General features: G+C 75.9%; 6 protein-coding genes. 3 read left to right on the top strand and 3 right to left on the bottom strand.

All coding sequences use genetic code 11. The features are described from left to right. Window positions 1-271 precede the first annotated feature (271 nt). Window positions 272-853 carry a copper chaperone PCu(A)C gene (locus ABD879_RS17770; RefSeq protein WP_345022560.1) on the top strand — a complete coding sequence of 194 codons (582 nt, stop codon included), beginning with the start codon at window positions 272-274 and terminating at the stop codon, window positions 851-853. Continuing rightward, window positions 853-2,013 (top strand): Dyp-type peroxidase, encoded by a 1,161-nt coding sequence (locus ABD879_RS17765; RefSeq protein WP_345022559.1) that lies wholly within the window; start codon window positions 853-855, stop codon window positions 2,011-2,013. Before ABD879_RS17770 ends, ABD879_RS17765 begins: the two co-directional genes overlap by 1 nt. A gap of 65 nt (window positions 2,014-2,078) precedes the next feature. On the opposite strand, the gene ABD879_RS17760 is transcribed toward ABD879_RS17765, so the two are convergent. Beyond that, complete coding sequence (locus ABD879_RS17760) at window positions 2,079-2,675, bottom strand: hypothetical protein (protein ID WP_345022558.1); 597 nt, start codon at window positions 2,673-2,675, stop codon at window positions 2,079-2,081. A 222-nt stretch (window positions 2,676-2,897) separates the two neighbouring features. Between ABD879_RS17760 and ABD879_RS17755 the strand changes: the two genes are divergently transcribed. Next, window positions 2,898-4,619 carry a CocE/NonD family hydrolase gene (locus ABD879_RS17755; protein ID WP_345022557.1) on the top strand — a complete coding sequence of 574 codons (1,722 nt, stop codon included), beginning with the start codon at window positions 2,898-2,900 and terminating at the stop codon, window positions 4,617-4,619. 30 nt (window positions 4,620-4,649) lie between these two features. Here the strand turns inward: ABD879_RS17755 and hisF are convergent, their stop codons facing one another. Together hisF and priA are read right to left on the bottom strand one after the other, a co-directional pair. Continuing rightward, entirely contained in the window at window positions 4,650-5,429 is a 780-nt protein-coding gene (gene hisF / locus ABD879_RS17750) for an imidazole glycerol phosphate synthase subunit HisF (protein WP_345022556.1), read from the bottom strand. Further along, window positions 5,426-6,145 carry a bifunctional 1-(5-phosphoribosyl)-5-((5-phosphoribosylamino)methylideneamino)imidazole-4-carboxamide isomerase/phosphoribosylanthranilate isomerase PriA gene (gene priA, locus ABD879_RS17745; protein WP_345022555.1) on the bottom strand — a complete coding sequence of 240 codons (720 nt, stop codon included), beginning with the start codon at window positions 6,143-6,145 and terminating at the stop codon, window positions 5,426-5,428. The genes hisF and priA overlap by 4 nt, the downstream gene beginning before the upstream one ends. Between the last annotated feature and the right edge of the window lie 5 nt (window positions 6,146-6,150).

Genomic DNA, 6,150 nt, shown 5'->3' with positions numbered 1-6,150 from the left:
TCCTAAGACCGCTTGGCCTCCGACTTCGACGCACCGGCCCGGCCGCGCGTCGCGCTGCTCCGCCACGTTCTGGTTCTGCGGGGGCCGCCCGCGCCCGTCGCGGCGCGCTGAGCGCCCGTCTCCGCACGCCCCGCGAGCGCGGGGCGTGCGAGCCGTCCCGCCGACCGCGCCGGGACGGCTCCCTCCGATCATCCGCGACCGGCACGGACGGCCGCGCCCTGAGCGCGGGCCGCCGGTGCCGCCGCGCGCCCAGAACCAGAAGGGTTTCGCCGTGCACGGCTTCCGTCATACGTTCCGTCACACGTTCCGTTCCGCGTTCCGTCCCACGACCGCCGCCGCGCCCCTGGCCGCGGCCTGCCTCGCGCTCGCCGGCTGCGGCGGCGGCGACTCCGCCGCCGACGCTCCGAGCAGCCCCGCCGCATCCTCCGCGTCCCCCGCGTCCTCCGGCCGCGCCGCCGCCCTGACGGTCCAGGACGCCTGGGTGAAGGCCGCCGACAAGGGCATGACCGCCGCGTTCGGCGTCCTGGTCAACACCACCGGCTCCGCCATCACCGTCGCCTCCGCCGTCACTCCCGCCTCGCCGAAGGTGGAACTGCACGAGGTCGCCGACTCCGGCGGCGAGGCGAAGATGCGGCCGGTCCAGGGGGGCTTCACCGTCCCCGCCGGCGGCCGGCTGGAGCTCAAGCCCGGCGGCTACCACATCATGCTGATGGACCTGGCGAAGCCGATCAGGCCCGGCGACCAGGTCGCCTTCACCCTCGCCCTCGCGGGCGGCGGCACGGTCGAGTTCACCGCGGTGGGCAAGTCCTTCCAGGGCGGCAACGAGAACTACGAGCCCGGGGCGGGCCACTGATGGACCGCCATCCCACCCGGCGGGCCCTGTTCGTCGGCGGGGCGGTGGCGGCGGTGGCCGCCACCGCGGCCTGCCGCGCCGACCGGCCCGCCGCCGCGCCGACGCCCGCGGCGACCCCGGCCGCCGAGCCGTTCTACGGGCCGCACCAGGCCGGCATCGCCACCCACCCGCAGATCCACGCGGTGTTCGTCGCGTTCGACCTGCGCCCCGGCACCGACCGGGCCGCGCTGGGCCGGCTCATGCGCCTGCTCACCGACGACGCCCGCCGTCTCACCGCCGGCCGCGCGGGGCTGGCCGACGCCCAGCCCGAGCTCGCCGACCTGCCCGCGCGGCTCACCGTCACCTTCGGGTTCGGGCCGGGCCTGTTCGCCCGGGCCGGGCTGCGCGACCGGCAGCCCCGCCTCGACCTCCCGCGCTTCGCCACCGACCGGCTGCAGGACCGGTGGAGCGGCGGCGACCTGCTCGTCCAGCTCTGCGCCGACGACGCCGTCACCGTCGCCCACGCGCTGCGCCTGATCGTCAAGGACGCCCGCGACTTCGCCACCGTGCGCTGGACCCAGCGCGGGTTCCGCCGCAACCAGCCGGCGGGGCAGACCCAGCGCAACCTCATGGGCCAGCTCGACGGCACCGTCCAGCCCACCGACCTGGACAGGGCCGTGTGGATCGGCGACGGGCCGGACTGGCTGCGCGGCGGCACCGTCATGGTGCTGCGGCGCATCAGCATGGACCTGGAGAAGTGGGACGCCGCCGACGAGGCGGCCAAGGCGTTCGCCGTGGGCCGCGACATCAAGACCGGAGCCCCGCTCACCGGCAAGGCCGAACACGACGAACCCGACTTCACCGCCAAGGACGAGCACGGCTTCCCGGTCATCTCCGACAACGCCCACATCCGCCTCGCCCGCGTCGGCGACCCGGCGCTGCGCATGCTGCGCCGCAGCTACAACTACGACGAGGGGATCAGCTCCGACGGGGTGGGCGACTCGGGGCTGCTGTTCGTCTCCTACCAGGCCGACCTGGACCGCCAGTTCGTCCCGGTCCAGCGGAGGCTGGCCGACTCCGACCTGCTCAACCTGTGGATCACTCCGGTGGGGTCGGCCGTGTTCGCGGTGCCGCCGGGCTGCGGCCCCGGCGGCTGGATCGGCGAGACCCTCCTGGCCTGACCGGGCGCGGCGTCCGGGCACCGCGTCGAGGCGGCCCGCCCGGGCGCCGCGCCCGGACGCCGGGTTCAGGGCCGGCCGTAGAACAGCCGGCGCCGGGTGACCGACCGCCGCACGAAGATCACCACGAGGCTCACCACGCCGGCGCCGGCCAGGGCCATGGCCGCCAGGGCGGCCAGGCCCAGCAGGCCGTGCACCGCGTCGTCCGGCGCGATCATGAGGCGGGAGGCGCCGCCCGCGCAGGTGAGCCGGGTCGGCCCGGACGCCGGGGCGCGGAACGAGCCGACGAAGCGGTAGCCGCGCCGGCGGGTGGCGCTGCGCGGGTCCGACCTGGTCAGCGCGAGCGGCACCGACCAGGCGCCGACGGTGGCCGCGCACGAGGCGGGCGCGGGCGCGCCGCTCGGGACGTACAGCAGGTAGCGGCGTCCGGCGGCCAGGTCGGGCCGCAGCGTGCCCTGCCCGTCGACGACGACCGGATCGGCCTGGGCGGCCTCGGAGGCGTCCCAGGTGGCGGCGATCACGGCCGTCAGCCCGGTGACCGCGGCCAGCAGCAGCGCCACGGGCAGGGCGTACCAGCCGGCGGCCGGGCGCACCGGCGGCGGGCCCGCGCTCCGCAGCGCACCGCGCGCACGCGGCCCCGTCGGCGAGTAGTGCCCGGCCCACATCGTCGGCCCTCCCCGTCCCCGTGATCGCCCCAAGCCGGCCGTCAGGCCCCTGCCCTCGTGGTGACCTGCCCGAAATCGCGGTCGCGTCACGTGAGTACATGATGGCGGAGCGTCCCGAGGCAGGGTCGGGCGGGGGCCTGACCTGCGGCGGCGGCCGTGGCGATACGCCGAATCAGCGGATACCGTGGTTACCAGGTAGTAGCCACGAGATGCGGAGTTCCCATGGCCCTCAGGGACCGCCTGGACCGACTGCCGCCGGCGCCGATCCGCCTGACCCGCTCCCTCCCCCGCTACACCGTCGAGCGCGACATCCCGGTCACCATGCCGGACGGGGTGACGCTGCTGGCCGACCGGTACGTCCCGCGCGGCGCGCGGTCCGCGCCCACCATCCTGGTGCGGACGCCGTACGGGCGGCGCGGCCCCGCCGCCGTGCTGAACGGCCTGCCGTTCGTGCCGTTCGGGTTCCAGCTGCTGGTGCAGAGCGTGCGCGGCACGTTCGGGTCGGGGGGCGAGTTCGACCCGCTCGGCAACGAGCGGGAGGACGGGCTGGCCACGGTCGCCTGGCTGCGCGAGCAGCCGTGGTTCGACGGGTCGTTCGCCGCCTACGGGGCCAGCTACCTGGGCTACTCGGCGTGGGCGCTGGCGGCCGAGGCCGGGCCCGGGCTGAAGGCGATGGCCCTGCAGATCACCGCGTCGTCGTTCCGGGAGGCCGCGTACGTGGGCGGCTCCTTCGCCCTGGAGTCCACGCTCGGCTGGACGGAGCTGACCCGCCGGCAGACCTCGACGCTCGGCCTGCTCACCGCGCCCCTGGTGTCCCGGCGCCGGGCCCTGCGCGCGGCCCGCTCGCTGCGCCCGCTGTCGGAGCTGGACGTGCTGGCGGGCGGCGAGCCGATGCGGTTCTACCGCGACCTGCTGGCCAACCACGAGTCCGGTGCCGAGTACTGGCGGCGCCGCGACTTCAGCGGCACGGTCGGGCAGGTGGCGGCGCCGGTCACGCTGCTGGGCGGCTGGTACGACGTGTTCCTGCCCTGGCAGGTCAAGGACTACCTGGCGCTGCGGGCCGCGGGGCACCGCCCCTACCTGACCATCGGGCCGTGGTGGCACGCCGACGCCCGGCACAGCCTGGTGGCGTTCCGCGAGGCGCTGGCCTGGTTCAAGGCGCACCTGCGCGGCGACCTTACGGCCGTGCGCGCCAGCCCCGTCCGCCTGTACGTGACGGGTGCGCGCGAGTGGCGCGACTACCGCGACTGGCCTCCGCCCGGGATGCGGCGGGAGCGCTGGCACCTGCACGGGGGCGGCGGGCTCGGCGAGGACGGGCCCCAGGACACCCGGCCCAGCACCTACCGGTTCGACCCGTCCGACCCCACACCCGCCCTGGGCGGCCCCTCGCTGCTGGGGTCGTCCAAGCCGGTCGACAACCGGCCCCTGGAGAAGCGGCGGGACGTGTTGGTGTTCACCTCGGCCGTGCTGAAGAAGGACCTGGACCTCATCGGGCCCGTCGTCGCGGACCTGTTCGTGCGGTCCAGCCGCGAGCACACCGACTTTCTGGTGCGGCTGTGCGACGTGGCGCCGGACGGCACGTCCCGCAACGTCTGCGAGGGCGGGCTGCGCCTGGATCCGCGGCACCCGGCCGCCGGCGGGCCGGTGGGGACGGACGGCGTGCGGCGGGTGGCGATCGACCTGTGGCCGGTCGGGCACCGCTTCTGCCGCGGCCACCGCATCCGGGTGCACGTCACCAGCGGCGCCTACCCGAAGGTGGCGGTCAACCCGGGCACGGGCGAGCCGCTGGCCACCGCGGCGTCCCCGGGTGTCCCCGCCGACCAGGAGGTCTTCCACGACCCCGACCACCCGTCGGCGTTCCTGCTGCCGGTCGTGGAGCGCTCGCCCGAGGCCGCCGTCTGCGACCCCGAAGCCGAGGACCCGCCCGTTTTCGGGGCGTGCTGACCCCTTTCCGGCCCCTCGCCTCCCGCCGCGTCAGCGGACGGGGTGGCCGGCGGCGCGCAGGGCGTCCTTGACGTCGGAGATTTTCAGGTCGCCGAAGTGGAAGACGCTGGCGGCCAGCACGGCGTCGGCGCCCGCCTCGACCGCCGGGGCGAAGTGCTCCAGCGCCCCCGCGCCGCCGCTGGCGATCACCGGCACCGAGACCGCCTCGCGGACCCGGCGCAGCATCTCCAGGTCGAACCCGGCCTTGGTGCCGTCGGCGTCCATGGAGTTGAGCAGGATCTCCCCCACGCCCAGCTCCTCGCCGCGCCGCGCCCACTCCAGCGCGTCGATGCCGGTGCCGCGGCGGCCGCCGTGCGTGGTCACCTCGAACCCCGACGGGGTGCCCGCGGCGCGGCGGGCGTCCACCGACAGCACCACGCACTGCGACCCGAAGCGGTGCGCGGCCTCGCGCAGGAACTCCGGGCGGGCGATCGCGGCGGTGTTCACCGACACCTTGTCGGCGCCGGCGCGCAGCAGCCGGTCCACGTCCTCGACGGTGCGCACGCCGCCGCCGACGGTCAGCGGGATGAACACCTGCTCGGCGGTGCGCCGCACCACGTCGTAGGTGGTGGACCGGTCGGCGCTGGACGCGGTGATGTCCAGGAAGGTCAGCTCGTCGGCGCCCTCGGCGTCGTAGCGGCGGGCCAGCTCGACCGGGTCGCCCGCGTCGCGCAGGTTCTGGAAGTTGACGCCCTTCACCACGCGCCCGGCGTCCACGTCCAGGCACGGGATGACGCGCACCGCGACCCCGCTGCTCGCCGCCGGGCTCATCGCACCGCCTCCAGGGCCTCCTCCAGCGTGAACGCCCCCGCGTACAGCGCCTTGCCCACGATCGCCCCCTCGACGCCCTCGGGGACCAGGGCGGCGATGTCGCGCAGGTCGTCCAGGGACGAGACGCCGCCGGAGGCGATGACGGGCTTGTCGGTGCGGGCGCACACGCGGCGCAGCAGGTCGACGTTGGGGCCGCGCAGGGTGCCGTCCTTGGTGACGTCGGTGACGACGTAGCGCGGGCAGCCGTCGTCCTCCAGCCGGTCGAGCACCTCCCACAGGTCGCCGCCCTCGCGGGTCCAGCCGCGCGCGGCCAGCACGTCGCCGCGCACGTCCAGCCCCACCGCGATCCTCTCGCCGTGCGAGGCGATGATCTTGCGGCACCATTCGGGGTTCTCCAGCGCGGCGGTGCCGATGTTGACGCGGGCGCAGCCGGTCGCCAGGGCGGCCTGCAGGGACGCGTCGTCGCGGATGCCGCCGGACAGCTCCACCTTCACGTCCAGCCGCCCGACCACCTCGGCCAGCAGCTCGCGGTTGGAGCCGCGGCCGAACGCGGCGTCCAGGTCGACCAGATGGATCCACTCCGCTCCCGCCTTCTGCCAGGCCAGGGCGGCCTCCAGCGGGGCGCCGTAGGAGGTCTCGGTGCCCGCCTCGCCCTGGACCAGGCGGACGGCCTGGCCGCCGGCGACGTCGACTGCGGGAAGGAGCGTGAGAGTCATGAACG

It is taken from the genome of Actinomadura keratinilytica, from assembly GCF_039539665.1.
GTDB classification, from domain to species: domain Bacteria; phylum Actinomycetota; class Actinomycetes; order Streptosporangiales; family Streptosporangiaceae; genus Spirillospora; species Spirillospora keratinilytica.
The sequence above is the reverse complement of the archived record's forward strand: the minus strand, read 5'-3'. Positions and strand labels throughout refer to the sequence as shown.

Coding starts and splice junctions, on each gene's coding strand:
- ABD879_RS17765 (WP_345022559.1), top strand. CDS start 853: ATGGACCGCCATCCCACCCGGCGGGCCCTGTTCGTCGGCGGGGCGGTG.
- ABD879_RS17760 (WP_345022558.1), bottom strand. CDS start 2,675: ATGTGGGCCGGGCACTACTCGCCGACGGGGCCGCGTGCGCGCGGTGCG.
- ABD879_RS17755 (WP_345022557.1), top strand. CDS start 2,898: ATGGCCCTCAGGGACCGCCTGGACCGACTGCCGCCGGCGCCGATCCGC.
- hisF (WP_345022556.1), bottom strand. CDS start 5,429: ATGAGCCCGGCGGCGAGCAGCGGGGTCGCGGTGCGCGTCATCCCGTGC.
- priA (WP_345022555.1), bottom strand. CDS start 6,145: ATGACTCTCACGCTCCTTCCCGCAGTCGACGTCGCCGGCGGCCAGGCC.